Source organism: Labrenzia sp. THAF82, from assembly GCF_009363435.1.
GTDB classification, from domain to species: domain Bacteria; phylum Pseudomonadota; class Alphaproteobacteria; order Rhizobiales; family Stappiaceae; genus Roseibium; species Roseibium porphyridii.
In genome coordinates this window covers 2362875-2386883 of sequence record NZ_CP045354.1, presented here as the reverse complement: position 1 = coordinate 2386883, position 24009 = coordinate 2362875, and the positions used below count along the sequence as shown (strand labels likewise).

Here is a 24009-nt window from a genome sequence, read left to right as displayed (position 1 = left end):
AGAACCGCATTGCAGCGGCATATTCTCTCCGCCGCAACGAATTCTGGCGGAAAACCAAGATCGTTTAGTCCGGCTCTTTGGCATCTGCTTTGGAGGCAAAGGTATCAACCAGTCCAGGAAGGACAACGGCGAAGACAATCAGAGTGGCCCCAATCAACATGTCTGGCGTGACCGTCTCGCCCAACAGGAAGAATGCGGCAACAAACGCAAACACAACGGACAGGACAATCAGCAATGACGCCGTGACGGTGGAGACCTCGGACATGGCTTCGTACCAAAGGTAGTAGCAAAGTGCTGTCGAAAAGACACCGAGCGCCAAGAGGACGGAAATATCTATCGTTGTCACCTGAAGCGGGTAGAAGAATAGCGAGGGTGTCAAAACCAGGCCGCACGGCAGCAAAATCTTCAGCAACACCGCCATCCGGTCCAGGCTGGACCTCGTTTTTTTGACAGATGCTGCGCTGCCGACTATGAACATTGCCCAGCTGATACCAGCACCAATCTCCCAGATATCGCCTTCCAGACCAGTGGCGCCGACTTCAAGATCCTGCCGTACTGTCAGGTAAACGCCAGCCAACGCCATCGCGGTGGCAACACCGTCGGACCACCTGACACTCTCCACCCGTGTGATGACAAGAAACAGAAGCACGAAGAACGGCGCTGTGTTTTCGAGCACCATTGCATTGGTGGCGCTGGTCTTCTCAAGGCCAATGTGGAACGTGATGTAGTTTAGTGTAAATCCGGCGATAGCCAGGCATTGATACCGGTCATAGGGAAACAGCCGGAACCGATACCCTGAGAGCATCAGCAGTGCGAAGATCGTTGTACAGCCGATCCAAAGCCGGAAAACGGCTATCTGCAGCCCGTGCAAGTCAGAAGTCAGGAAACGCACGGATACGGAATTCATTCCCAGCAGAAATGCTGCGACGACGCCCATAAAGAGTGCGAACAGGTAGGAACGGCTCATAACAAGGCCAGCCTAGGGGCTGGCCTTGTTAACGGCAATGGCCGTTCAGTCTGAAGAGCTATTCCGCCGCTTCCGCACGAGGCTTGGGAGCAGTTGCAGCCCAGGCCGGAACGGCTTCGAGGCGTTGCAGGTACGCGTTGACTTTCGGAAAATCCTTTAGAGGCACCTGGGATTGAGGATGCATTGCCAATGCGGAATGGCTGCCGACCGCAAAATCAGCGACCGTCAACTCATCACCTAGGACGAAGTCCCGATCCGCAAGGTGGTTTTCCAGAACCTCAGCAAACCGGCGGAAATTGTCCAGACCGGCCTCGATCTTGACAGAGTCGGGCGCGCCAAGGCCGAATGCTTGCTTGGCAACGGTCTCCCAGACAATGTCTCCGAGCGCACGATTGAAGTGTTGAACCTCCCAGGACATCCATCGCAGCACCTCGATGCGGCCCTGCCGATGTGTGGGACAAAACTCTTCGGCACCGGCACGTTCACCTAGGTAAATCATGATTGGATTGGCTTCCCAAAGGCTGAAATCGCCGTCAACAAGCACTGGCACCTTTTGATTGGGATTGACCGCCTTGAGTTCGTCCGAGCGATGCTCCCCTTTCATCAGATCGTATTTCTGGATCTCGGTCTCGCCATCGAAACCAAGATGACTGACCGCAGCCAACACGCGTCTGCTGTTGGGAGACAGGTCGGTTACATAAAGCTTCATCTCATCCACTCCTTTGTCGGGCCACTCTCAACACACTGCAGCTGGCCCTGTTGAGCTATCGGTAATCTGCACTTCTTTACTCAACCAATTAGTTGACTATAATGAAACTAGATGATAGTCAACCAAAAGGTTCACTTTATGACTGTGCTTCAGATGCCCCAATTGGACGCTACCTTTTCCGCACTCAGCGATGGCACACGACGTGCCATTGTCTCTCGTTTGGCAACGGGTGAAACGACACTTTCCGACCTTGCCGAACCCTTCGACATGTCGCTGACGGCAGTTTCCAAACATTTACGTGTCCTGTCCGATGCAGGCCTTGTTGAAGTCGAAAAACGCGGCCGAACCAGGCATTGCAGGCTCCGCGGGGCCCCGATCAAGGAAGCCGTCGACTGGCTTCAGAAATACGAAGCTTTCTGGATTGACCGCTTCGATGCCCTTGCCCGCCATCTGGCCAAAGAGGATTGAGTAAGATGACTGTTCAGCAGACTGCCAAAGAGTTTTTGAAGTCGGAACCGGGTCGGGATCCTATCATTGTCGAGGGTCTTTTCAGGGCGGCTCCCGAACGGGTTTTCCGCGCCTTTACCGATCCGCGGGATGTCAGTTGCTGGTTTATTCCCAAAGCCGGTTCGCTTGAGCAGGTCGAGATCGATCTGAAGATCGGTGGGAAATGGTGCTTTGTGATTGATAAGACCGACGAAAAGCAAATTCACTTTGAGGGAGAGTATCTGCTCATCGACCCTCCCAACCGGCTCGAATTCAGTTGGCGTCACGTCAAGGAATTTGCCGACGGCACGCGCGAAACAACTGACACGTCAAAGGTCGCTGTAACTTTCACCGCTGCCGGCAAGGCCACCGAAGTCCGGCTTTCGCATGAAGCCATCAAAACCGAAGACGCGCGTCACGGCGTTGGCGGCGGCTGGAACGGCTGTTTTGAGCGGCTTGCCGATTTCGTCAAGGAAATGGAACACGTACCGGGAGAATGAAAATGTCATCACCACAGATCGTTAGTCGGGATGAATGGCTTGAAGCGCGAAAGGCTCTCCTGGCAAAGGAAAAGGCTTTCACCAAGGAGCGCGACCAGCTGTCCGCTGCACGCCGCGACTTGCCGCTTGTGCTCGTGAATGAAGACTACGTTTTCGACACAAGGGATGGCCCGAAGAGCCTGTCAGACCTGTTTGGGCCGCAAAGACAGCTCGTTGTCTATCACTTCATGTTTGGCGAGAACTGGGAGGAAGGCTGTCCGAGCTGTTCCTTCTGGGCCGACAATTACGAGCGGCTCGATGTCCATTTGGCAGCCCGGGACACGGCACTTGTTTCTATCTCCAGCGCGCCGCTGGAAAAACTGGAAGCCTACAGAACACGTATGGGCTGGACGTTTGACTGGGTCTCTTCCCTTGGCACCAGCTTCAACAATGATTACGGAGTTACGTTCCCCGGCAAGGAAGATCCGGCAGGCCGTGGCTACAACTACAAAGGCCAACCAGTTGGCACCGAGGAGTTGCCGGGCGTGAGCACCTTTATCAAGCTCGAAGATGGTCGGGTCGCCCACAGCTATTCTACCTATGGGCGGGGTCTCGACATCTTGAATATGGCCTACAATCTTCTGGATCTGACGCATCTCGGTCGCGATGAAGAAAGCCTGCCCTACCCTCAGGCCTGGGTAAAACGACGCGATACCTATTGAGCCGCCGAAAAACGAATTTCCCGGAACGGCGACCTTACTTGGACATCGGCAGAAAGTTTCTGCCGACACACTGGTAGGTCTTCAAGACCAGTACAAAGATGGCACGCGCCAACTACAACTCATATCTCGTAACCGCGTCGAATTGAGCATTCGACATTTCGAACACGGCATCCTGTTGTTTCGCCCAAAGCCACATTCTTGAACCAGGCACCTTGCTGCAACCAACCAATTCCAGTTCGACATATAAGCAGAAAACCGCTTATTTCCTTTAGGTTTGGGTCAGTCACATTTTTCAGGGCCACGGTGATCGTGCAACGCTATTCGCGTAATCCTTTGTCCTTCAAAGACAATGAGTTTGGTTTCTCCCGGTTCAATTATGGGCCAACTCTGCGGTCACACCAAAGACAAGGGCGTATCCTAGTCGTTCCGTACGCAAAGCCTCCATCTGGAAAGAACCTTGTTGCATCGGATGAAAACCTGCCTTAAGAACGAAACTCGTTAACTGTCAGGTCATGCTTTTAAGCGAACCTCGACAGACGCAATTTGAAGATGATCAAAGGCCAAAGACAGATCCATGATCGCGGCAAGCGACATTTCCGGCTCTTCTGTTAACGCGCGGTCCACGCGCGGCCTCCTTCTACTTGGCGATCTCCTCCTTCTTAGATGCCCCTGAGCGTCGGCTGATCCGCGTATGAATGGCGGAACGGGCACTTAGGGGAGACACTTTGAAAACGCATCACGAAATCCGGATCGCGCGCCCAGGTTCCATCAATTGCAGAACGGCCCGATCCAAGACTGGGACGAAACGACATGACTGCCACTCCTGAGAAGGACCAGATCCGCATCTTCGACACCACCTTGCGTGACGGAGAACAATCGCCCGGCGCGTCGATGACACTGGAAGAGAAGCTGCAGATCGCCGAGATCCTCGACGACATGGGCGTCGACATCATCGAGGCCGGCTTCCCGATTGCCTCCAATGGCGACTTCGAAGCTGTCAGCGAGATCGCAAAGCGCTCCAAGAACTCCGTCATCGCGGGCCTTGCCAGAGCGATCCATGCCGATATCGATCGCTGTGGTGAAGCCGTCAAACATGCTGAAAAGGGCCGGATTCATACATTCGTCTCCACGTCTCCAATTCATCTGAAGTTCCAGATGAACAAGACGGAAGAAGAGGTGATGGAGATCATCACCGACACGGTGACCCGCTCCCGCAATCTGATCGAGGATGTGGAATGGTCCGCCATGGACGCAACCCGCACTCCGATCGACTATCTGTGCAGATGCGTTGAGGCTGCGATCAAGTGTGGTGCCACCACGATCAATCTGCCCGACACGGTCGGTTATGCGACCCCGGATGAATACAAGGCGATGTTCGAGCAGATCCGTGAACGTGTCCCAGACAGCGACAAGGCAATTTTCTCGGTCCATTGTCATGACGACCTGGGCCTGGCAGTTGCCAATTCGCTGGCTGGTGTCGCTGGCGGAGCACGCCAGATCGAGTGCACGATCAATGGCCTCGGAGAACGCGCGGGAAATGCCTCGCTGGAAGAAATCGTCATGGCCGTTCGGACCCGCGGCGACATCCTGCCTTATACGACCCAGATTGATCCGAAGTTCCTGGTACGGGCATCCAAGATGGTCGCCGGCGCATCCGGTTTCGCCGTGCAATACAACAAGGCGATTGTTGGGAAAAACGCCTTCGCGCATGAGAGCGGCATCCACCAGGACGGTATGCTGAAAAATGCAGAAACCTACGAAATCATGCGTCCGGAAGATGTCGGAGTGAAAGCAACATCCCTGGTCATGGGCAAGCATTCTGGCCGTCATGCCTTCCGCGACAAGCTGCGAGAATTGGGTTTTGAGTTGGGCGACAACGCACTGCAAGACGCGTTCCGCCGCTTCAAGGACCTGGCCGACCGCAAAAAGCATGTTTATGACGAGGACATTGAGGCCCTGGTCGAGGATGAAATCAACATCCTGGGTGAAAGCACAAAAGTGATTGCCCTGACGGTCATCGCCGGAACGGGTGGTCCGCAAAAAGCAATCCTGACGATGGATGTGAACGGTCAACACATCACCAAGGAGGCAACAGGTGACGGACCTGTTGATGCGACTTTCAACGCCATCAAGGCGATCGTACCGCATGAGGCAACACTGTCGCTCTATCAGGTGCATGCTGTGACCGAAGGAACAGACGCGCAGGCGGAAGTCTCGGTGCGTCTGGAAGCCGACGGTCGTATCGCTACTGGCAAGGGAGCGGATACAGACACCTTGGTGGCTTCTGCCCGTGCGTACGTTTCGGCCGTTAACAAACTGGCTCTGCGCCAACAGACCGGTAATCCCGGCGCGCTCGCAGCTGTTTAAGCCGTCGACGAAAAAAGAACGGAAAAAGGCCGCCAAGTGCGGCCTTTTTTGCTTCTTCCTGCGACCTTAGAGCGAAAACCGTCACAAGTGTCTGCGTGCTCGTCCTTGGACGTATCTCACCAATCAATCAGCCCAGCTGATTCGATTTTGACACGAAATGAGTCGGCAAAATTGGTGATTTTGCCAGATTGATTGCGAGTGCTTGGCACGCCCAATTTTTCCTAAGTGCAAATACATAGGCAATTCGACCTAGCGCGTTACATCCTAGGATAGGTGATCGATAACAAATTGACGGCACCAGTATCTTCACGGTTGCACATGAAGTCAAAAAAATGTGATTTATCAATTTGTTAAGTTCAAAGGCCCCTAATCCCCTCACGTTTGATTTGCGGTTCGTAGTGCTAAGGGGTGTGGGGCATGGAACGACTACTGAGTACGGTCAGGATTGGACCGAGAATTTATGTTGGCTTTGGCGTCATCATCCTTTTGCTGGCTTTGCTGGCGGGTACGGGATACTTCGGTCTATCGAACTCAGAGACGACATTTTCGGAATATCGAGGTTTGGCGCGCGATACCAATCTTGTGGGACGCTTGCAGGCAAACGTGTTGATGACGCGGCTAGGCGTGAAGGACTTTGTCATCAAGAGCGACGAGGCAGCGATTAGCGTTGTCAAGGAGCGCCTCGCAAAGGCGCAGTCCTTCCATAAGGAAGCCGAAATCGAAATCCAGGATCCGGAGCGTGCCAAAGGTATTCTTTCGATCGGCGGCGCATTGGGCGACTATGGCGTTGGGTTCGATAAAGTGATCGCACTGCAGGCCAAGCGCAACGAAGATGTGGCGATCCTGAACGAAAAAGGTCCTGAAATTCGAAAGGAAATCACCAAAGTCGCCGTGAGTGCTTTTGAGGATGGTGATGCAACAGCAACCTATTGGGCCGGGCGTGTTCAGGAGAGCTTTTTGCTTGGAAGGCTCTATGCGCAGAAGTTTCTGATCGTCAACGACGCAGCATCTGCGGAGCGTACTCAAAACGAGTTTGAAAAAACGGCCGAGGAGCTCGTAACGCTGATTGGTGAGTTGCAGAATCCCACTCGCGTAGCCGCTGCAAAAGCCGCACAATCTGGCCTTGAAGACTACCGCTCTGCGTTTGGACAGGTTGTCCAGCACATTACGGCGAGAAACGATATCATCCACGGAACGCTGGACAAGATCGGACCGCAGATTGCCAAAACGGTCGAAGATGTAAAACTCAGCGTGAAAGCCGATCAGGATCAGCTTGGGCCGGAAGCTGTTGCGAGTATCCAGGCCACGGAGCGAATGGAACTTGCAATCGGTCTGGCGAGCCTGTTGATCGCCGTTTTCGCTGCAACCGTGATTGCGAGATCCATTGTCAAGCCGGTTCACTCCATGACTGCGGCGATGCAGCAGTTGGCCGATGGCAGTATTGATACCGAAGTCCCGGCAACCGGCTTCAAAGACGAAATTGGTGAAATGGCAAAGGCTGTTCAAGTCTTCAAGGACAATGCCGTTGAACGCCAGAGGCTGGAAGGGGAATCTGCGGAAGAGACTGCAAAGCGGGTTGAACGGCAACGCAAGATCGATCGTCTGATCGATACTTTCAGGGACGAGTCCGGAGGGCTGCTCGATTCAGTGGCAGACAACATGGACCAACTGAACAACACGGCCAGTGACCTGGCGGACATTGCCGAGCTGACGTCAGGCCAGGCAAATGGTGCAGCAACCTCTTCCGGGAATGCGTCAGAAAATGTTCAGTCGGTTGCATCCGCTGCAGAGGAACTTGGCGCTTCCATTCAGGAGATCGCCCAGCAGGTCAACCGCACGATGGAAATCGTCGACAAGGCAACCAGTTCAGCTCAGTCAACAAACCATCAGGTTTCCGGACTGGCAGAAGCCGCCCAGAAAATCGGCGATGTTGTCAACCTGATTTCCGATATTGCAGGCCAAACGAACCTGCTTGCCCTTAATGCGACCATTGAGGCGGCAAGAGCAGGCGAAGCAGGCCGTGGCTTCGCGGTTGTTGCTTCTGAAGTGAAACAATTGGCCGAACAAACAGCCAAGGCAACTGAGGAAATCAGCTTGCAGATTTCCGGAATTCAAACATCAACGAATGAAGCCGCAACAGCAATCGACGAGATCGCAACAACAATGGAAGAGGTGAACAGCTTCACCACGAACATCGCGTCTGCAGTCGAAGAACAAGATGCGGCAGCGAAGGAAATCAGCCGGAATGCACAATTGGCTGCGGCCGGTACGTCTGAGGTCTCTGAAAACGTGACCCAGGTGAATTCGGCAGTCGTTGACACGCGCCGGTCGATCGAACAGATGCGAACCGTCTCAACGGCCAGCACCGATAACTCGGCCTCCTTGAAACTCACGGTGGATCGCTTCTTGGAAAGTGTGGCCGCAGCGTAGCGCTGCATCGCGAACGGTGAGAAAAACCATGAAGGCCTGGCGTCATGCCAGGCCTTCATTTCGTTTGGCTCCAATGCTCTTTCAAACAAATGCCATCTTTTATGCCCGACGGTTTGAACCGGCATCTTTTCGCGCGGCTCAGCCTCGCGCTATGCGCTCCCCCAATTCGCTGTTGGTCATGGCGCGACCGTCGAGGTTCCAGGAACCGTCGACCGTGTGAACCAGATTGGTGTAAATCCGGTCTCGTGGAAGTGTTCCACCTGTAGCGTTTTCAATGATGTCTGTAGCTTCCCTGAAGAAGCCGACCTGGGTGTCCCGATCCGCAAGCGCAAAAGACGGTGTTTTGCACTCCAGCCACGCAGCTGACACTGGCTCGCCTCCCGAAAGAGCAGCGAATTTCGGAAGCGCCTGGATTTGCATTGTGACATTGGGCGTCATGACCGTGTTACCCGTCAATCCATGCCATTTCAGGAATGCCTGGGTAATCTTGCGACCAGCTGCGGCACCTGTATCAGCGTCGAAGACGCCCTCTGTGTACGTCAAAGCCAAAGGCATAAGAATCTGTCTCCTTACTCAAATATAACGTTCGTTATATTCTTCGATAAGCTCCATATATGTAACGATCGTTATATCTTCAAGAAAAATATTGCGGTCGTTATATAATTTAAGGCCGAACGAAAATGACTAAGCAGAATACGCGCAAGGCTGAGACGCGGAAGTCCCTCCTGGAAGCCTCCGGTCGGATGTTCAAAAAAGAAGGGTTTGACGGTATTGGCGTTGACGGTATCGCAAATGCTGCCGGAGCAACATCCGGAGCATTCTACGCCCATCTAAAATCCAAGAACGATGCGTTCCGAATGGCGCTTGAAGCAGGGCTGGACGAGGTTATTGAGACAATTCCTGACTATCAAAGGCAATACGGCAAAGGCTGGGTTGACGCCTTTTCGCGTTACTACCTGGGTGCCGCGCATCGCAAGGATCGCGCCTGCGGCTGTGCCATGACCGCCATGTCGCCCGACGTCGCCCGGGCAGATGCAGACACGAGGGAACTCTACGACCTTAAGATGGATCGCATAGCAGACTTGATTGCGCGGGGATTGCCGGGTGCGGTCGAAGAGGAAAGACGAAAATCTGCCTGGGCCTTCCTGAGCATCCTCATAGGCGCGCTCACCACAGCACGTGCCATGGCTGACGAGAAACTGGCAGAAGAAGTGGCGAATGCGGCACTGCCAGTCGCGCTCGCGGCAGCGTCCGGGTGTGAAATCAGTTAGACCCGCTTGTCGGAATGACCAGGCCACGCGCTCTTTCATGTTCCTGTCGTGTGATCCGGTAGAAGCGGCATGACACGCCGTGTTTGGTCATTTCCATCCACGGTCTTAGACCTGCTTTTTCCATGACGGCAAAGGATTTTTGGTGCTCCGAGGCGGCGTATGCGAACATTTGGTCCTCTGCTCTGTGCGAGAAGAACCAGTCAACCAGAGCAATTGCGATTTCGCTTGCGTATCCTTGTCTCCAATATGCCTGTTTCAAACTGTATCCCAGTTCATATCCGTCCGGTTCGTTCTGCCAGGAGAACCCTGCCCGCCCGATAAAGTCCTCATCAATCGTTTCAAGCTTCCATTTGCTGATGCCCGTGCGTCGATGATCCTCCACATAGGATGTCAATCGCCGGCGAACTTCCGCCTCCGCCATCGGTGCAAGGCCCGGCGAATGGTAACGGTTGACCTCAGGGTCTGAATGCAAGTCTCTCAGCAATTCATAATCCGTCTCCAGAAACGGCGTTAACCTGAGACGTTGTGTTACCAATATCGGATCGGACAAGGAGGCGTTCTCCCAACAAAAAAGAAGACCGTTCAAGAACGGTCCATTTCAAGTCACTCGCGCTGTCAAATCTTCGTCTCGTCAGGCACTCATCAAATACGATTGCATGGAGGGACTGAGCATCTGAAACAGGTCTGCCTGCATTCCGTCAATCGCCTTGCTTTCCCGGTGATAGAACCCGGCATCCTGAATTGCCTCGCGCATGTCTCGGTTGTCCGTACGAACGACCGCGACCAGATGCGAAAAATAGGTGTTTTGGAAAAACCAGTCGGAGAGCCCTTTACAGAGGCGCTTGGCAAGGTCTTCGTCCTGCTCAAGCACGTCGGTGTAGAGGCAATAGTTCAAGCTGATCTCTGAAGTTTCGGCGAGTGGGGTAAACCCTGCCCAACCGATAAACTTGCCCTCCTCCGTCACTGCCTTCCATTTGGCAAAGCCATGATCCGTCTGGTTCTGCAATGCATTACGGACCAGTTCCGCCGCATCAACCACGACGCAATTTGTGGAAGTATCAGTACAAAGGTTGCCGTAAGGGTCTGAATGAAGGTCTTTGACGAGATTAATATCGGCGGGAGACAATGGGACAAGTCGCACTGAACCGCATTCGAGAAAAATCGTCTGCACCGTGTCCTCCCTTTATCGGCGATATCCCGGGACTGAAAAACGTCTGACAACAAGCCATTGCCATGTAACTTTAGATTGTGACGCCCCGAAGACAGACCAAAGTATAATGTCAATAATGGCAAAAATATATTCGCATTACCAACAGGTTAGCGAAATAGTGCTCGCTGCAGCGCACACCCCACAGGTTGACGGGTCATTTTTCCGCGAAACCCGGCAACTGTTCCAAATCGATTCCAACTGAAGGATCAATCCTTTGCCAATCGGTCATCTGGTTTCGGAACCAGGTTTCCTGTCGTTTTGCATATTGCCGCGTTGCAACAGTGAGCCTGTTGATAGTTTCGTCCAGACTGGCCTTCTGCGACAACAAGTCCCGGATTTCGGCGATTCCTATGGCGCGCATACCGGGCAGTTTTGGAGAGAGACCTTTGCCCAACAATGCCCGGACTTCTTCAATGCCTTCCTCGCCCACAATCATTGCAGCGCGCCTGGCGATACGTTCGTGAAGCCAGGCCCTTGGCGGAGCCAGCACCAGGCGCAAAGCTTGTTCGGGTGGCAGAAAGGGCGTTGCATGTTGAGCTTTTTGCAAGACGCTGAGCGGTTGGCCAGTCGCAAGAATGACTTCAAGAGCACGGGCAAGTCGTTGCGGATCGGCAAGTTCACCAGCGGCGACAATGTCTCCAGCGTCCGCAAGCGCTTGTCTGAGCCCTTCGACCCCTTCCCTGTCCGCCAGATCGCGAGCTCTTTCGCGAATGTCCTCCGGTATATCCGGAAGCTCCGCAAGCCCTTGCGTTAAAGCCTTGAAATAAAGGCCTGTACCACCAACCAAAATCGGCACGCGTCCTTCGGACCAGACAGCCTCTATTTCTGCACTTGCCATTCGCAACCAAGCGCCTGTGGAAAAGGCCTGTGAAGCTGGCAAGACACCGTAGAGGCGATGCTCGGCGTCGCGCTCCTCGCTCGGGGACGGCCTTGCACTCACAAGGCGCAAGTCTTCGTAAAGCTGCATGGAATCGGCATTGATGATCACTCCATCCAGTCTTTTGGCAAGATCCAGGGCCAAAGCGGACTTGCCGCTCGCCGTGGGTCCGGCTATCAAAATGGCGCGCCACCCGATTGTTTTCTTTCTCTTGTCTTCCAAGGCTTCATCCATGTCTCTTGTCGCCACCCTGGTTTCCACTCCAACGGCTCCTGCGGTGAACGCGGATCTCATCAGCAAGGCGGAGGCTGCTCTTGGAGTAACCGGTTCCGCGACGGTGCTCAATCCGGGTGTTGCAGCCGATATCCGGTTTGAAGGCCCGAACGCAAGTGCCGCTGACACATTGCTCCGCGATGTGATCGGGTGGGAACCTGTTGACGTATTTGTCCAGGCTCCAGACAAACGCCGCAAGAAACTGCTGATCGCTGACATGGATTCCACCATGATCCGGCAGGAATGCATCGATGAATTGGCAGCTGAACTCGGTCTGAAAGACAGGATTTCCGAAATCACCGAGCGCGCAATGCGTGGCGAGATTGAATTTGAGCCGGCATTGCGGGAACGGGTTGGCCTTCTGGAGGGTTTACCCGTCTCCGCGATCGACACGGTGCTGAGCAACCGCATTCAGCTGATGCCCGGTGGCCGGACACTTGTTCAGACCATGAAGTCTGACAGCGCTTATTGCGCGCTTGTGTCGGGTGGATTCACACATTTCACCAAAGCCATTGCCGCCATGATCGGCTTTGACGAAAATCAGGCTAATACCCTGCTTGAATCGAATGGCAAACTGAGTGGTAAAGTCGGCGAGCCGATCCTGGGCCGGGATGCCAAGCGAACCCGGCTTGAATATCTGGTTGCCGAAAACGGCTTGGATTTCGAAGATACATTGGCGGTTGGTGACGGTGCGAACGATCTTGCCATGATCGAGCGTGCTGGATCAGGTGTTGCCTATAGGGCCAAACCGGCCGTTGCCGCTGCCGCCGACTTCCGCATCGACTACGGCGATCTGACGGCCCTTCTCTATCTTCAGGGATACGCCGAAAAAGATTTCGTACTGAGCTGACCCGAGCCCACTGGATCAAAAAAAGGCGCCGTCACCGGCGCCTTTTTCTTGTTCAGGGCAATCCTGGTGAGACTATTCGTCCTCAATTCGCACTGGAACAAAGCGAACATCGCCTGAGGGGTTGGCCAGCAGCAACAAGGCAGACCGGCGCCCGCCTTCCTTGAGCTTCTCAATCTCGGCCTCGACGTCTGCCGGTGTTTCCACCGGTTCCTGAGCGACTTCCTTGATCACGTCACCCGCCTGGACCCGTTTTTCTTCTGCAGAAGAACCAGCCTCGACTTCAGTCACAACAACGCCGGTGACATCAGCTTCAATGGAGAACTGCTCACGAAGCTCATCGTCGAGTTCAGAGAGCGTCATTCCGAGGACTTCGCTCTTCTCAACCGGCTTTTCTTCCTGCTCTTCTTCAGTTGTCGCGCTGGCTTCGGTAACGTCGTTCTCTTCCAGACGCTCCAGAGTGACGCTGATAGTCACTTCTTCACCCTTACGAAGAACGACGACTTCCACATCCTTGCCGATAGCTGTTTCGGCAACCATGCGCGGAAGTTCGCGCATCGCTTCAACTTCACTGCCATCGAACTTGATGATGACATCTCCCGGCTCGATTTCGGCTTTCGAGGCAGGGCCATCTTCAGTCACGCCGGCAACCAGTGCACCCATCGCCTCGTCCATACCAAGGCTCTCAGCGATCTCGTCGGTGACTTCCTGGATGCGCACACCCAGCCAGCCGCGCCGTGTTTCACCGAACTCCCTGAGCTGATCGATCACGCGCGTGGCCGTTTTCGCCGGAATGGCAAAGCCGATACCGATCGACCCGCCGGAGGGAGAAATGATTGCTGTGTTGATACCGACGACATTGCCCTGCATGTCGAACAGCGGACCGCCGGAATTGCCCCGGTTGATCGATGCGTCGGTCTGAATGAAGTTGTCATAAGGACCGGAGTTGATGTCGCGGTTTCTTGCCGACACAATTCCGACGGTAACCGTTCCGCCCAGGCCGAACGGGTTGCCGATTGCCATCACCCAGTCGCCAACACGTATGGCATCTGAGTCACCAAGCTGGACGGCCTTCAAAGGCGTTTTGGGCACCACTTTCAAAACGGCCAGATCTGTCTTTTCATCCGTTCCGAGAATTTCCGCCTTGAGCTTGGTGCCGTCGTTGAAATTCGCTGTGACCTCGTCAGCGCCTTCAATCACGTGATTGTTCGTGATGATGATGCCTTCTTCGCCGTCAATCACGAAGCCCGACCCAAGCGATTGAACGCGGCGAGGTTGGCCATCGTCACGGTTCTGCCGGTTGAAGAATTCTTCAAAGAACTCCTGGAAAGGAGACCCGTCCGGAACCTGGGGCATCGGCACGCTGCGCCTGCCCTGTACAGTTTGCGCGGTGGAAATATTCACCACGGCATCTGCCAGGTTTTCCGCAAGGTCAGCGACGGAAACCGGTCCTTGTGCCTTTGCGGTCTGAATGGGTTGAAACGCGATCATTCCGCCGAGAACGATGCCCGCCGCAGCAAAGGCGACCCGGGACATTCGACGGCGAACAAAATTTGGAGCCATAGGGCTTTCTCCTCATCCCAGCCGATTGGACTGCGGTCCGGCAGAAAAAGCCGAACAAGACAGCCGATGGGTTTCAATCAGGCCTGTTATCCAAACCAGAATATAGAACGGGCGGGAGGATTTTGCCCCTCCCGCCCGAAAACTTTTCGTTATCCGCGTATGATCCACACAACAAATAGTCCAATGGCGGCCACGATCAGGCCTGTGGTGCGCAAAGTCTGGTCTGAGGTTTCAAGCGCACTTCGCATGATGCTCTTCATGCCACCGGGCACCAGAGCATAGAGCACACCTTCCAGAACCAGCACCAAACCAAGCGCCGTCACAAGGTCATTCATTGCGCGGCGAGTGACGGTGCACCAGTAGAGATGCCCGACCCGCCGTTGTCATTGTCCGAATTCGGCGCGTTCACACCAGTTGGATCCTTAAAGAAGCGGAAGAAACTGGAATCGGGTGACAAGACCAGGCTTGTATCCCCGGACCGCAACCCTGCTTCATAGGCCTGCATGGACCGGTAGAAGGCAAAGAACTCAGGGTCAGCGCCGAACGCTTCTGCGAAGATCCGGTTCCGTTCCGCATCACCATCACCGCGAATGATCTCTGAATCCCTGTTCGCCTCAGCGACAAGAACCGTCGCATCACGATCCGCACGGGACCGGATACGGCGGGCGACTTCTTCACCCTGCGCGCGGATTTCAGTGGCTTCACGCTGACGTTCCGTCTGCATTCGGGCATAGATGGCCTGAGAGTTCGCATCGGGAAGATCGGCACGGCGGATCTTCACATCGATCACCTCGATGCCAAGTTCCTCAGCATTTGCACTCACATCCCGGCGAATGGCTTCCATGGTTCCTGAGCGGTCGTCACGAACCAGTGCGACAAAGCTCGTGCGGCCCAACTGTGAACGAAGCGACGATTGCAGAAGCGTCGACAGGCGCCGGTTAGCAGTCAGAACAGTTTGAACACGTTGATAGAACAGCACCGGATTGGAGATCTTGTAACGCGCGAAGGCGTCCACAACCAACCGCTTCTTGTCCGAAGAAATCGGCTCCAGTGGCGGCATGTTGAGGTTCAGCACACGCTTGTCCAGATAAACAACATTCTGGACGAACGGGATCTTGAAGTAGAAACCGGGTTCGGTTCTCGGTTCATCCACAATCTTACCGAACTGCAATACCAATGCCTGCTGGGTCGGATTGACGATGAAGACTGACATGTAAGCGCCAACGGCGACTACGATCAGAAGAAGGGCAAGCAATCCACTACGCATGATCAGTTCCCTCCTGTCCGAGCGGTCGGCGCATTGCCGCGGCCGTTCAGGTCATTGAGCGGCAGGAACGGCAGGACACCGGAGCCGGATGTTTCGTTGTCGATGATGATCTTGTTGTTGGCTCCCAAAACCTTTTCCAGAGTTTCGAGATAAAGACGTTCACGTGTCACATCCGGAGCCTTGATATACTGCTCGTAGATCTTGCTGAAACGCTGAGACTGACCGGTCGCCTCGGCGATTGTCTGATCCCGGTAGCCGTTGGCACCTTCAAGAACACGTGCAGCTTCACCACGCGCTTCCGGCACAATCCGGTTTGCATAGGCTTCAGCTTCGTTTCGGATACGCTCCTGGTCGGCGCGAGCCGCCTGAACGTCACGGAACGATTCAATGACCTGCGCAGGCGGGTCAACACGCTGCATCTGGACTTCAGCAATCTCGACACCAGCGTTGTAGCTGTCCAGCGTAGTTTGCATCAAAGTCGCAACGTCGTTCTGAATGGACACACGATTTTCAGTCAGGATCGAGTCAATATTGGAAGCGCCGACGACTTCACGCATGGCGCTCTCTGCAACCGCCTTCACGGTTCCATCCGGCTCCTGAACGTTAAACAGGAAGTCGGTGATGCCTTCCCGCGTATTCTTGATACGCCACAGGACCTTGAAGCCTACGTCGACGATGTTTTCGTCGCCGGTCAGCATCAGGCTTTCTTCCTGAACGTCGCGTGCGCGCACAACACCGGAGCTGGAAACGCTTTCCTCGGTTCCGACCGTGGTTTCACGCTGCAGCTCAACCTTCGGCGTATAAACTTCACCAACCGGATATGGCCAGTTGTAGTTCAGGCCCGGGGGCGTCTGGTCGGCAACTTCACCGAGCACGAGCTCAACACCGACTTCACCTTCGTCAACGACGTAGAAACCGGTTGCGAGCCAGACGATCGCGACAATACCTGCAACAATCAACACGCCAAGAAAACCGAGGCTGCCACCGCCGCCGCCCGGCAGAACGGTTTTCATGCGGTCTTGGGTACGCTTCAAAAGTTCTTCCAGGTCTGGCGGATTACCGCCTCCGCCCCGGTTCGGGCCACCGCCCCACGGACCGTTGTTGTTACCGCCGCCGCCACCACCGCTGCCCCAAGGGCCGCCGTTGTTGCCGCCGCCTTTCCAGGGGCCGCCGCCACCTGACTGATTGCTCCAAGGCATCAAAACTTCCTTCTTTGACATCCGGCAGTCCGCCGGATTTGGACCCAGGACCCGTGGTCCTGAGCCGCTTTTGACTCACCGTTGGTTATAGGGAGGTTACCCGTGGCTTTCAACGTAAAGCCCGGCGCTATTTCCCAAAGTTCGTAAACAGAACCAAACCATATTGTCGGTGCACTTTCCCTCGCCGCAGGTGGGGTATCTCGGCGGTTCTGTCAAGGCCAAACAACACGAGTTCTGCCTGCCCGGCATGAAACCGTCAGGGAAGGTGGACCATATCGACATGTGCAATGCCGTCTTCATCATACTCGTCCGACACGGTCTGAAATCCCAGCGACCCGTAAAAAGCCTCCAGGTGTGCTTGTGCGGAAACGTGGATCTTGCACGCCGGAACCAGTTCTCGCGCCTTTTTGACACCTGCCAGCATCATCTTGCGCCCAAGGCCTGTTCCGCGCCCCTCAGATGCAACAACAACCCGCCCGATGCGCGCCTCGACAAGCTCAGTGTCTGAAGAAAGCCGTATGGCACCCACCAGGGTGCCAGTGTCGCGATCTTTCACCAGATAATGCAGCAATTCGGGGTCTTTACCGTCAATATCGGCATAAAATGACGCCTGCTCCAGAATGAAGATATCCTGACGCAGCCGCAAAAGCGCATAGACTTCGTATTTGTCCATCTCTTCAAAGGACGCCCAGCGCGCATCGAGATTTTCAGCCAATGTCATGTAAGTTCCACCGTGACTTCAGGATGCCGCCTTGCGGCGGTACGTCACATAAATGAAATCCGCGCTGTCTTTTTCGCCTTTCTGTCCAGGCTCGCGGCAGGTTACTTCCCAGATGGACGGGTCGATTTCCGGAAAGCTTGTATCTCCGTCAGGGTCCGACTGGATTTCGGTTATCTCAAGCCGGTCTGCCTGGGGCATCGCCTGGGCATAGATCTGCCCCCCGCCAATACACATGATTTCCTCAGCTTGAAGATCGTTTGCAAGCTCTTCGGCCCGCTGCAGGGCCGTCTGAAACGACGTTACAGCCTCGGCTCCGGCTGGCGAATAGTCCGGATCTCGCGAAACCACCACATGAGGGCGACCGGGCAATGGCCGTCCTCCAAAGGACAGGAATGTCTTGCGGCCAAGAACAACAGGCTTACCCATTGTCATTTTCTTGAAGCGCTTCAGGTCGCTCGACACCTTCCAGGGCATGTCGCCTTCTGAACCGATAATTCCGTTTCTGGCAACTGCTGCGACAAGAACGAGCTCAGGCAAGACCAACTCCGAATCCGGTTTTCAAACTGCTGGCCGCGTCCTAGCATGGATTGCCGCACGGAGAAAAACCTTCCCTTGACGGTCTTAGTTTCGAAAGACTGTCGGATCCGTCTCTTCGCAAACGTTCTTGACCGGCAACGTTGCAAAAGGGAGCTTTAAAAAGATGTCCGAACTTATGGAAACCGTGCTTCTAGAGCGCATCCGCACCTTTATTCCAGACAAGGCTGTTGAGCAAAAACGCATGTTTGGCGGCACATGCTTCATGGTCAACGGCAACATGCTGGTCTGCGCCTCAAAACGCGGTCTGATGGCCCGCGTCGGCAAGGAACAGGAAACGGCTGCTCTTGCCAGACCGCATGCGTCGCCCTGCAGACCCGCAGGCCGTCCCATGCCCGGGTTCATCCGCATCGAACCTGATGGCATTGAAAGCGATGGCGATTTGAAAGACTGGATCGAGATGGCACGTGCTTATGTCTGTGCTCTGCCACCCAAGGCGGTAAAACCCAGGAAACGCAAATCTGAGAGGGCGATTTGATGACCGAGCCCGGATTTCAGAAGGAAACTTTCTTGTTTTTGAAAGCCCTTGCCGCCAACAACAGCAAAGACTGGTTTGACGCCAACAAGTCGGACTATCAACGCCATGTCAAAAAGCCGGCCGATGCCTTTCGCCCAGCCATGAACAACGCTCTGCAAACGCTGACAGGCCATGAGATGACGTCCAAGCAGTTCCGGATCAATCGGGATCTGCGCTTTTCGAAGAATAAGACGCCCTATAACACCCACATCCGTATGGCTTTCTGGCCCGTTGGCGCTTCCTTTGAGGGAAGAGACGCGCAACCCCCGAGCTTTTTCCTGTCAATCGAGGCGGACACCATTCGCTTCGGCACAGGATGCATGGCCTTTTCCAAACCCGTTCTCGGAGCGTATCTGACATTGCTGGAAAAGGGTGCTGGTGAGAGCATTTCAATGCTTCTCGCGCTTGCGCGATCCGATGGTTTCGATGTCTCCGAACCGGATCTGGTCAATCCACCACGTGGATTTCCAAAGGATCACGCCTATTCCGACCTTGCCCGGCACAAGGGGATTGCCCTCTGGAAAGATCTTCCGGACACGGGCTGCCTGCAGGGCGACAGCGCCGTAACAGCACTCGCCCATGCATGGAAACCTACTTTGTCCTTCTGGCAATATTTCGCCGATCTGCAGGAAAGAACTTGATCCAAAGCGCTTTGGAAATTAAACCCATCGGCACGTCCCACCCTTAGAGACATAATTCGATGGCAATATCCAAAGACTTGGCAGCGCGTTTTCCCAATGACTTTCTGTTCGGCGTTGCAACCGCTGCCTATCAGATCGAGGGAGCTGCCAATGAAGACGGACGCAAGCCAAGCATCTGGGACGCGTTTTCAAAGATGCCGGGCCGGGTCTACAAGGGGCATTCGGGGGATGTGGCATGCGACCATTATCACCGTTGGGAAAGCGACCTTGACCTGATCCGGTCACTGGGCGTCGACGCCTACCGGTTTTCGATCGCCTGGCCTCGCATCCTGCCTGACGGACGCGGCCAGGTGAACGAAAAGGGCCTCGATTTTTATGATCGCCTGATCGACGGGATGGTTGCGCGTGGCCTCAAGGTTTATCCAACGCTCTACCACTGGGACCTGCCACTGACGCTTGCCGGTTACGGCGGCTGGACCGCTCGCAACACTGCAGAAGCATTTGCGAAATATGCCGAGATCGTTGTTAGACGGTTGGGCGACCGCATGGACGCTCTGGCAACGATCAACGAACCCTGGTGCATTTGTCACTTGAGCCACCTTTATGGCGTCCACGCACCTGGTGAAAAGAGCCCGGCAGCTTTTGCTGCTGCTGTTCACACATTGAACCTTGCGCACGGACTTGGTGTAGAGGCCGCAAGGTCGGTGCGTCCGGACCTGCCCATGGGTATCGTAATCAATGCTCATTCCGTTTATCCGGCAAGCGGGTCGCCAGTCGATCAAGGCGCTGCTGAACGTGCCTTTGAATTCCACAACGGTCTTTTCTTTTCGCCGCTTTTTGAAGGGTCTTATCCCGCTGAGGTGCTCGAAGCCTATGGGGAGATGATGCCGATTGAAGACGGCGATTTGCAAACCATCAATCAACCTCTCGATTGGTGGGGCCTGAATTACTATACGCCGCTGCGGGTCAAAGATGATGGCTCAGCTGACACCCTGTATCCGCGAGCTGAAGTCGTTCCACCCAAGCCCGGTCCGGACCTGACCGACATCGGCTGGGAAATCTACGAGACCGGCCTGTCCGACCTGATGAAGGGTCTATATGAACGCTATAGCCTGCCGCCGATGTTCATCACCGAAAACGGCGCGTGTTACAACGATGAACCGGTGGATGGGGCCATACGCGACACACGTCGGATTGACTATCTGGACAAGCATTTTCGCGCCGTTGCTGACGCCAGGGACGCCGGTGTACCGGTCAAGGGGTATTTTCTCTGGAGCCTGATGGACAACTACGAATGGGCAGAAGGTTATAAGATGCGCTTCGGCATTGTTCATGTCGACTATGACACGCAGGTCCGTACCCTTAAGGACAGCGCCCTTTGGTATCGCAATCTCATTTCAGAGCATGTCAGCGCCCGTTGATTTCACGAAGCCTTCCGTAAATTGGCGAGGATGATTTCGCTCCACACGCGTGTGGGCGGGATCCACGCCATCCAATTGTTGTAGTTTCCTGAAAAGACGACCGCCGCAATGTCCGCTTTTGGGCAGAGGAACAAGCGCTGACCGCCATTGCCGAAACCGGCAAACCAAGGTGTTGGACCACCTAGAGCGGCAACCGGTGCCTGCCCACAGAACCAGAAGTACCCATAATCCAGCCCTTCGCTTGTTGCCACGACTGGGCGCAGCGAGGCATTGAGCCAAGCCTCCGGGATAACACGGCGGCCCTCGTAAACACCGTTGTTGAGCACCATCCGGCCGATTTTCAGGAGGTCGGGTGCCGTGAGCCTCAATCCGGAGGCCGGAGAATGTGTCCCGTCCTTACCCGCATTCCATTCAAACCGATTGATGTCGAGTGGTCTGAACAGCGTTTCATTGGCAAAGTCAGGCAAAGTCTTGCCTGTTCCCCGTTGCAGAATCTCACCAATCAATGCGGTTGCGCCACCGCTATAGACCCAGTGCGTTCCCGGCTCGGCCACGAGGGGTCGCTCAAGAACATAGCGAAATCGGTCCGGCGCCATTTCCATCGCAATCTCACTGTTCTCCGGGTCTGTATAGGGACGTGCTTCATCCCATTCCATTCCAAGCGTCATGGTGAAAGCATGTTCGATGGTCCGCAGCTTTCGTTCAGGCTCTCGCGCAAGATCCTGATAGTCTGGAAACAAGTCGAGTATCGGTGTGTCCAACCGCGGCACATCCCCCCGTTCCAGGGCGATGCCGTACAGCAGGCTGACGATGCTTTTCGAGACGGATCTCAAATCATGAAGCGTGCCCGCGTCGAATGCGACCTCACCGAGAGGCCGGCCCCAGTTTTCATCGGTGCCTTTGCCATAGCTCTCCAGAACCGTCTGACCGCCCCTCTCTGCAAGTACGCAATGCAAGAAGGGCAACAAACCGGCTTCCTCACCCGCCTGTAGTTTTCGTCCAATCATCGGGTCAAAGCCACGCTCTTCGGCAATCAGCGCATGGGGCGACAAAGAAAGGCCGTTCTGAAATTTCATTTTAAAATCCCCTGGAAAAAGCAACTTGGAAACACAAAGTTTCAGCCCGAAAAGCGAGCATTCTGTGACGCCTAATGTAGTGCTAGAACAGGCACCTTGACCTTCCCCTCACTGGAGCCGCCACTGTTTGAAGCGACAGGGGAACAAGTCCACGCGGAGAACACTGAAATTGGATCGCAGAACTTTCCTGAATGGGTCACTTACCGGAGCAACCGCAGCACTGTTGCCGCGTTTTTCGCTTGCCGCGACAGCGGACGGGTATTTCGAGCTGACGGCTGCAAAAGGCAGCCGTCGCCTTTTTGGCGACGATGGCGAACTTTCGGAACTGTGGCTCTATAATGATCGCCTTCCCGGTCCAGAAATCCGGGTCAAGCGCGGCGAGCGTGTGAAAGTGCGCTTCGTCAACACACTGGATACGCCAACTTCGGTCCATTGGCACGGTATTCGTATCGACAACGCCATGGACGGCGTTGCAGGACTGACGCAGGACGCTGTCGCGCCGGGCGAGAGCTTCGACTACGATTTTGTGACACCGGATTCTGGCACCTATTGGTATCACGCCCACAACATGAGCTGGAATCAGGTTCCGCGTGGTCTTGCCGGACCACTCATCGTCGCAGACGAAACTCCTGCCTTCGATCCTGACTGTGACATCACGATGATGCTGAGCGACTGGCGGCTGGACGAAGACGGCCGCCTCGACACAAACAGTTTTGGGGCGCGCCACGACTTTTCCCATGCAGGTCGTCTGGGCAATTGGCTGACCGTCAACGGAAACTCGCTCCCCGACATCCGATTGAAGAAGGGACATTGGCACCGTCTAAGACTGATCAACAGCTCAGCATCCCGTATCCTGGACCTTGCCCCTGCCCGCTTCGGCGCTCGACTGATCGGGCTCGATGGTCAGCTATTCGATGCCCCGAGAGAAATTGACGACCTTGTGCAGTTGTCTCCTGCGCAGCGGATGGATTTGATCTTGAAACCAGAGACGAGCGGTACGCTCCCCTTCGAGTTGATGACGGGCCAAGCCTTCACTTTCGCAAATTTTGTCGTTGAAGACGCCAATCCGGGTTCAGCCAATCTCAAGCTGCCACCAAAGAACACATTACCTGAACCTGACCTGGAAAACGCGCTGAAGTTGCCGCTTGATATGGCAGGCGGTGCCATGGGTGGTATGCGCGCTCTGATGCGGACACGTTCGGAAGACGATCTGCGACAGATGATGTCCGAGGGGCAATTTTGGACACTCAATGACACGGCCGGCATGTCGGAGCAGCCTATGGTCACCTTAAAGCGCGGTCAGACGGTCGTATTGGACAGTCTCAATGAAACCAGCTTTCCCCATGCCATGCACATTCACGGTCACCACTTCCGAGTACTTGAACGCAATGGCCGCGAACTGGTCCATCAGGACTGGCGCGACACGTTCACAAGCGAACCAAATGAGCGGGTAAAGATCGCATTCGTTGCCGACAATCCGGGCAAGTGGCTGATCCACTGCCACATGCTCGGCCATGCGGCCTCGGGCATGATGACTTGGTTTGAGGTGACTTGAACCTGGCTCGGCACTAAACCGCGATCGGCGCGGCAATATGCGGATGCGGATCGTAACCTGTGAGCTCGAAATCTTCGAACTTGAAAGCAAAAAGATCTGCAACGTCCGGGTTTATCTTCATTTCCGGCAACGCACGCGGTGACCGCTTCAATTGCTCACGTGCCTGTTCGAAGTGGTTTGAATAAAGATGCGCATCGCCGAAAGTGTGTACAAAATCCCCAGGCTTCAGCCCGGTGACCTGAGCCACCATCATGGTCAGCAACGCATAGGAAGCGATGTTGAATGGCACGCCAAGGAAAACATCGGCTGAACGCTGATAGAGCTGGCAGGACAGTTTTCCGTCCGCCACATAGAACTGAAACAGCGAGTGACACGGCGGCAACGCCATTTCATCGACGAGTGCCGGATTCCAGGCTGACACGATCAGACGACGACTCTCCGGATTGGTGCGGATCATGGTGAGCAGATTGGCAATCTGGTCGATAGAGCGCCCGTTCGGGGCCGGCCATGAGCGCCATTGATAGCCATAAACCGGACCGAGTTCTCCGTTCTCGTCTGCCCAGTCATCCCAAATCTTCACACCGTTCTCTTTCAGATAACGGATATTCGTGTCACCTGCCAAAAACCAGAGCAGCTCGTGAATGATCGATCTCAGATGAAGCTTCTTGGTGGTGACCAGCGGAAAGCCATGTGAGAGATCGAAGCGCATTTGGTATCCGAAAATCGAACGTGTTCCGGTTCCGGTTCGATCACCCCGGTCAACACCTTCTTCCAGAATTTTCGCCAGAAGATCGTGATATTCCTGCAAAGCTTGGCC

At 54.9% G+C, this 24009-nt stretch carries 25 protein-coding genes and 1 pseudogene; 11 read left to right on the top strand and 15 right to left on the bottom strand.

The window, feature by feature from the left end; genetic code table 11:
* Positions 1 to 64: 64 nt before the first annotated feature.
* Together FIV00_RS11140 and FIV00_RS11135 are read right to left on the bottom strand one after the other, a co-directional pair.
* Positions 65 to 967: a DMT family transporter gene (locus tag FIV00_RS11140; RefSeq protein ID WP_152500813.1), complete on the bottom strand. Its 903-nt coding sequence runs from the start codon at positions 965 to 967 to the stop codon at positions 65 to 67.
* Positions 968 to 1025: 58 nt separating this feature from the next.
* Positions 1026 to 1676 (bottom strand): glutathione S-transferase family protein, encoded by a 651-nt coding sequence (locus tag FIV00_RS11135; protein ID WP_152500812.1) that lies wholly within the window; start codon positions 1674 to 1676, stop codon positions 1026 to 1028.
* A gap of 153 nt (positions 1677 to 1829) precedes the next feature.
* On the opposite strand from FIV00_RS11135, the gene FIV00_RS11130 reads away from it, so the two are divergent.
* Genes FIV00_RS11130 through FIV00_RS11120 form a run of 3 tightly spaced genes read left to right on the top strand, consistent with a single transcriptional unit; the run spans position 1830 to position 3363 of the window.
* Positions 1830 to 2144, top strand: a complete 315-nt coding sequence (locus FIV00_RS11130; RefSeq protein WP_371419583.1) for an ArsR/SmtB family transcription factor — start codon at positions 1830 to 1832, stop codon at positions 2142 to 2144.
* 5 nt (positions 2145 to 2149) lie between these two features.
* Complete coding sequence (locus FIV00_RS11125) at positions 2150 to 2662, top strand: SRPBCC domain-containing protein (RefSeq protein ID WP_152500810.1); 513 nt, start codon at positions 2150 to 2152, stop codon at positions 2660 to 2662.
* Between the two features lie 2 nt (positions 2663 to 2664).
* Positions 2665 to 3363, top strand: coding sequence for a DUF899 domain-containing protein (locus FIV00_RS11120; RefSeq protein WP_152500809.1), 699 nt, complete (start codon positions 2665 to 2667; stop codon positions 3361 to 3363).
* A 659-nt stretch (positions 3364 to 4022) separates the two neighbouring features.
* Here the strand turns inward: FIV00_RS11120 and FIV00_RS29770 are convergent.
* On the bottom strand, positions 4023 to 4175 hold the full coding sequence (locus tag FIV00_RS29770) for a hypothetical protein (RefSeq protein WP_173005955.1): 153 nt from the start codon (positions 4173 to 4175) through the stop codon (positions 4023 to 4025).
* On the opposite strand from FIV00_RS29770, the gene FIV00_RS11115 reads away from it, so the two are divergent.
* Together FIV00_RS11115 and FIV00_RS30550 are read left to right on the top strand one after the other, a co-directional pair.
* The gene (locus tag FIV00_RS11115) at positions 4174 to 5730 is read left to right on the top strand and encodes a 2-isopropylmalate synthase (RefSeq protein ID WP_152500808.1); all 1557 of its coding nucleotides are present in this window, start codon (positions 4174 to 4176) and stop codon (positions 5728 to 5730) included. The genes FIV00_RS29770 and FIV00_RS11115 overlap by 2 nt on opposite strands.
* 1428 nt (positions 5731 to 7158) lie before the next feature.
* A pseudogene (locus FIV00_RS30550) lies at positions 7159 to 8160 on the top strand (methyl-accepting chemotaxis protein); the annotation flags it as partial.
* Between the two features lie 138 nt (positions 8161 to 8298).
* On the opposite strand, the gene FIV00_RS11105 reads toward FIV00_RS30550, so the two are convergent.
* Positions 8299 to 8715, bottom strand: a complete 417-nt coding sequence (locus tag FIV00_RS11105; protein ID WP_152500806.1) for a 4-oxalocrotonate tautomerase — start codon at positions 8713 to 8715, stop codon at positions 8299 to 8301.
* A gap of 125 nt (positions 8716 to 8840) precedes the next feature.
* Between FIV00_RS11105 and FIV00_RS11100 the strand changes: the two genes are divergently transcribed.
* Entirely contained in the window at positions 8841 to 9431 is a 591-nt protein-coding gene (locus FIV00_RS11100; protein WP_152500805.1) for a TetR/AcrR family transcriptional regulator, read from the top strand.
* Here FIV00_RS11100 and FIV00_RS11095 read toward each other — a convergent pair.
* The 3 genes from FIV00_RS11095 to miaA all read right to left on the bottom strand — a co-directional run bounded on the left by FIV00_RS11095 (position 9424) and on the right by miaA (position 11752).
* A complete protein-coding gene (locus FIV00_RS11095) occupies positions 9424 to 9981 on the bottom strand; it encodes a GNAT family N-acetyltransferase (protein WP_173005954.1) in 558 nt (185 codons plus the stop codon). The two genes, FIV00_RS11100 and FIV00_RS11095, sit on opposite strands and share 8 nt — an antisense overlap.
* A gap of 81 nt (positions 9982 to 10062) precedes the next feature.
* Complete coding sequence (locus FIV00_RS11090) at positions 10063 to 10602, bottom strand: GNAT family N-acetyltransferase (protein WP_152500803.1); 540 nt, start codon at positions 10600 to 10602, stop codon at positions 10063 to 10065.
* A gap of 193 nt (positions 10603 to 10795) precedes the next feature.
* On the bottom strand, positions 10796 to 11752 hold the full coding sequence (gene miaA, locus FIV00_RS11085; RefSeq protein ID WP_152500802.1) for a tRNA (adenosine(37)-N6)-dimethylallyltransferase MiaA: 957 nt from the start codon (positions 11750 to 11752) through the stop codon (positions 10796 to 10798).
* On the opposite strand from miaA, the gene serB reads away from it, so the two are divergent.
* On the top strand, positions 11751 to 12641 hold the full coding sequence (gene serB, locus FIV00_RS11080) for a phosphoserine phosphatase SerB (RefSeq protein WP_152500801.1): 891 nt from the start codon (positions 11751 to 11753) through the stop codon (positions 12639 to 12641). The two genes, miaA and serB, sit on opposite strands and share 2 nt — an antisense overlap.
* A gap of 72 nt (positions 12642 to 12713) precedes the next feature.
* On the opposite strand, the gene FIV00_RS11075 is transcribed toward serB, so the two are convergent.
* The 6 genes from FIV00_RS11075 to FIV00_RS11050 form a co-directional block, all read right to left on the bottom strand.
* Positions 12714 to 14201 (bottom strand): Do family serine endopeptidase, encoded by a 1488-nt coding sequence (locus tag FIV00_RS11075; RefSeq protein ID WP_152500800.1) that lies wholly within the window; start codon positions 14199 to 14201, stop codon positions 12714 to 12716.
* Positions 14202 to 14350: 149 nt separating this feature from the next.
* The gene (locus tag FIV00_RS11070) at positions 14351 to 14536 is read right to left on the bottom strand and encodes a DUF2065 domain-containing protein (RefSeq protein ID WP_152500799.1); all 186 of its coding nucleotides are present in this window, start codon (positions 14534 to 14536) and stop codon (positions 14351 to 14353) included.
* The gene (hflC, locus tag FIV00_RS11065) at positions 14533 to 15468 is read right to left on the bottom strand and encodes a protease modulator HflC (RefSeq protein WP_152500798.1); all 936 of its coding nucleotides are present in this window, start codon (positions 15466 to 15468) and stop codon (positions 14533 to 14535) included. The genes FIV00_RS11070 and hflC overlap by 4 nt, the downstream gene beginning before the upstream one ends.
* A 2-nt stretch (positions 15469 to 15470) precedes the next feature.
* Positions 15471 to 16667 (bottom strand): FtsH protease activity modulator HflK, encoded by a 1197-nt coding sequence (gene hflK / locus FIV00_RS11060; protein WP_152504216.1) that lies wholly within the window; start codon positions 16665 to 16667, stop codon positions 15471 to 15473.
* 256 nt (positions 16668 to 16923) lie between these two features.
* Positions 16924 to 17388, bottom strand: coding sequence for a GNAT family N-acetyltransferase (locus tag FIV00_RS11055; protein WP_152500797.1), 465 nt, complete (start codon positions 17386 to 17388; stop codon positions 16924 to 16926).
* An 18-nt stretch (positions 17389 to 17406) separates the two neighbouring features.
* Positions 17407 to 17931 carry a dihydrofolate reductase gene (locus FIV00_RS11050; RefSeq protein WP_152500796.1) on the bottom strand — a complete coding sequence of 175 codons (525 nt, stop codon included), beginning with the start codon at positions 17929 to 17931 and terminating at the stop codon, positions 17407 to 17409.
* Between the two features lie 157 nt (positions 17932 to 18088).
* Here FIV00_RS11050 and FIV00_RS11045 point away from each other — a divergent pair, with 157 nt between their 5' ends.
* The 3 genes from FIV00_RS11045 to FIV00_RS11035 are packed head-to-tail and all read left to right on the top strand — an operon-like array spanning position 18089 to position 20561.
* Positions 18089 to 18460, top strand: a complete 372-nt coding sequence (locus FIV00_RS11045) for a TfoX/Sxy family protein (protein WP_152500795.1) — start codon at positions 18089 to 18091, stop codon at positions 18458 to 18460.
* Positions 18460 to 19140: a TIGR02453 family protein gene (locus FIV00_RS11040; protein ID WP_152500794.1), complete on the top strand. Its 681-nt coding sequence runs from the start codon at positions 18460 to 18462 to the stop codon at positions 19138 to 19140. The genes FIV00_RS11045 and FIV00_RS11040 overlap by 1 nt, the downstream gene beginning before the upstream one ends.
* A gap of 59 nt (positions 19141 to 19199) precedes the next feature.
* On the top strand, positions 19200 to 20561 hold the full coding sequence (locus tag FIV00_RS11035; protein ID WP_152500793.1) for a GH1 family beta-glucosidase: 1362 nt from the start codon (positions 19200 to 19202) through the stop codon (positions 20559 to 20561).
* A 2-nt stretch (positions 20562 to 20563) separates the two neighbouring features.
* On the opposite strand, the gene FIV00_RS11030 is transcribed toward FIV00_RS11035, so the two are convergent.
* A complete protein-coding gene (locus tag FIV00_RS11030) occupies positions 20564 to 21637 on the bottom strand; it encodes a serine hydrolase (protein ID WP_152500792.1) in 1074 nt (357 codons plus the stop codon).
* 169 nt (positions 21638 to 21806) lie between these two features.
* On the opposite strand from FIV00_RS11030, the gene FIV00_RS11025 reads away from it, so the two are divergent.
* Positions 21807 to 23192: a multicopper oxidase family protein gene (locus FIV00_RS11025; RefSeq protein WP_152500791.1), complete on the top strand. Its 1386-nt coding sequence runs from the start codon at positions 21807 to 21809 to the stop codon at positions 23190 to 23192.
* A gap of 13 nt (positions 23193 to 23205) precedes the next feature.
* Here FIV00_RS11025 and FIV00_RS11020 read toward each other — a convergent pair whose 3' ends face one another.
* Positions 23206 to 24000, bottom strand: a complete 795-nt coding sequence (locus tag FIV00_RS11020; protein ID WP_152500790.1) for a thymidylate synthase — start codon at positions 23998 to 24000, stop codon at positions 23206 to 23208.
* Positions 24001 to 24009: the final 9 nt, after the last annotated feature.